The organism is Dietzia sp. DQ12-76, from assembly GCF_014145045.1.
Lineage (GTDB): Bacteria > Actinomycetota > Actinomycetes > Mycobacteriales > Mycobacteriaceae > Dietzia.
Window position 1 is genome coordinate 1 of sequence record NZ_JAALDV010000237.1, and the last position, 1986, is coordinate 1986.

Here is a 1986-nt window from a genome sequence, read left to right on the forward strand (position 1 = left end):
CGTCCGAGATCACCGCAGCAGGCCAGTACGGCCAGGAGGTCAACTCCCGCTCGTATGCCATGTGCAAGTCGGACATGGTGATCAAGGGCCAGGGCGTGGACAACATCTACAACGGTGACACGCTCACCGACGACGGCTTCCACGGCGAGCACTTCGACTTCCTGCTCTCCAACCCTCCGTTCGGCGTGGAATGGAAGACCCAGCAGAAAGCAGTGAAGGACGAGCATGAACAGCGGGGCTTCGCAGGCCGTTTCGGCCCCGGCCTCCCGCGAGTCTCCGACGGCTCCCTGCTTTTCCTGATGCACCTGATCAGCAAAATGCGACCCGTCCGCTCACCGGACGATATGGGCTCCCGACTCGCGATCGTCCTCAACGGCTCACCCCTGTTCACCGGCGGCGCCGGCTCGGGCGAGTCCAACATCCGGCAGTGGATCATCGAGAACGACCTTCTCGACGCAATCATCGCCCTGCCGACGGACCTGTTCTACAACACCGGCATCTCCACCTACATCTGGATCCTGGACAACGCCAAGACCGAAGAGCGCAAGGGCCAGGTCCAGCTCATCAACGCGGTCGAGATGTTCGGCAAGATGCGCAAGTCCCTCGGCTCCAAGCGCAAAGAACTACGCCCGCAGGACATCGAGAAGATCTGCGAACTCTACGACGGCTTCGAAAACCATGACAACGACGACGAGGCGCCCGCCCTCTCGAAGGTATTCGCCAACTCGGAGTTCGGATACCGCACCATCACGGTCGAACGCCCCCTGCAGCTGCGATTCCACATTGCCGAGGACACCGCCGAGCTGGTTCTCGCGACCAAGGCCATCGCCAAGCTGCCCGCCGCTGATCAAGATGCCATCCGCAGCGCCCTCGACGGCCTCTCGGGCCGCTCGTGGACCAACCGCGACGCCTTCGTCACCGAACTCAAAGCAACCCTGAAGGCCGCCGGCATGGCCAAGGTCGGCGCCCCGGTCATCAAGACCATCTGGACCACCATCGGCGAGCACGACCCCGAGGCCGATGTCATCACCACCAAGGGCAACCCCGAACCCGACACCTCACTGCGCGACACCGAGAACGTCCCGCTCACCGAAGACGTCGAAGAGTACTTCGCCCGCGAGGTCCTGCCCCACGTTCCGGATGCGTGGATCGACCACGACAAGACCCGCACCGGCTATGAGATCCCCTTCACGCGCCACTTCTACCGCTACGCCCCGCCCCGTCCCCTCGAAGAGATCCAGAAGGACCTCCGCCAACTCGTCACCGAGATCCAAGCCATGCTTGCGGAGGTGGGGGCGTGAACTGGCCGGCACACGCGGAATACAAGGACTCGAGCGTGCCCTGGCTTGGCGTCGTTCCCCGTCGCTGGCCGGTAGACCGCATCAAGTGGTCGGTTGCGAGCAGCCAGAACGGAATCTGGGGCAATGAGCCTGACGGGGGCCCAGACGATATCCGTTGCGTGCGGGTCGCCGACTTCGATCGACCCATCCTCGGCGTTCATGACCGCGACATCACCAACCGAAAAGTCAGCGCCCCAGAAAGGCGCGGGCGACTGCTTCGCAAGGGAAACCTCATCCTCGAAAAGTCCGGCGGCGGAGAGAAAAGTCCAGTCGGGTTCGTCGTCCTTTACGACCATAGCGAACCCGCAGTGCCTTCCAATTTCGTCGCGAAGGTTTCGCTTCAACAAGGTATGGAGCCGCGATTCTGGACCTACCTTCACCATTGGCTATACGTATCACGCATCACGCAGAGGTCCATCAAGCAAACGTCCGGAATTCAGAACCTGGACCAGCAAAGCTACTTTGACGAGCGCGTTTGCTTTCCCGCTGCCGACGAGCAGGTCCTCATTGCGAATTTCCTCGACCACGAGACCGCCAAGATCGATGCGCTGATCGACAAGCAGGAGCAGCTCATCGCCACCCTGCGCGAGGACCGCGCCGCTACGATCAGCCATGCGGTCACTAACCCCGCTGATTCACGGGCCGG

The 1986-nt window shown here is 62.2% G+C and carries 1 protein-coding gene and 1 pseudogene; both read left to right on the forward strand.

Annotation, left to right across the window (positions count from 1 at the left end; genetic code table 11):
- A partial coding sequence (locus tag G6019_RS08935; protein WP_194305587.1) for an HsdM family class I SAM-dependent methyltransferase occupies window positions 1–1301 on the forward strand: 1301 nt, incomplete at its 5' end.
- Window positions 1298–1986 (forward strand): annotated as a pseudogene (locus tag G6019_RS08940) (hypothetical protein); the annotation flags it as partial. The gene G6019_RS08935 and the pseudogene G6019_RS08940, both read left to right, overlap by 4 nt.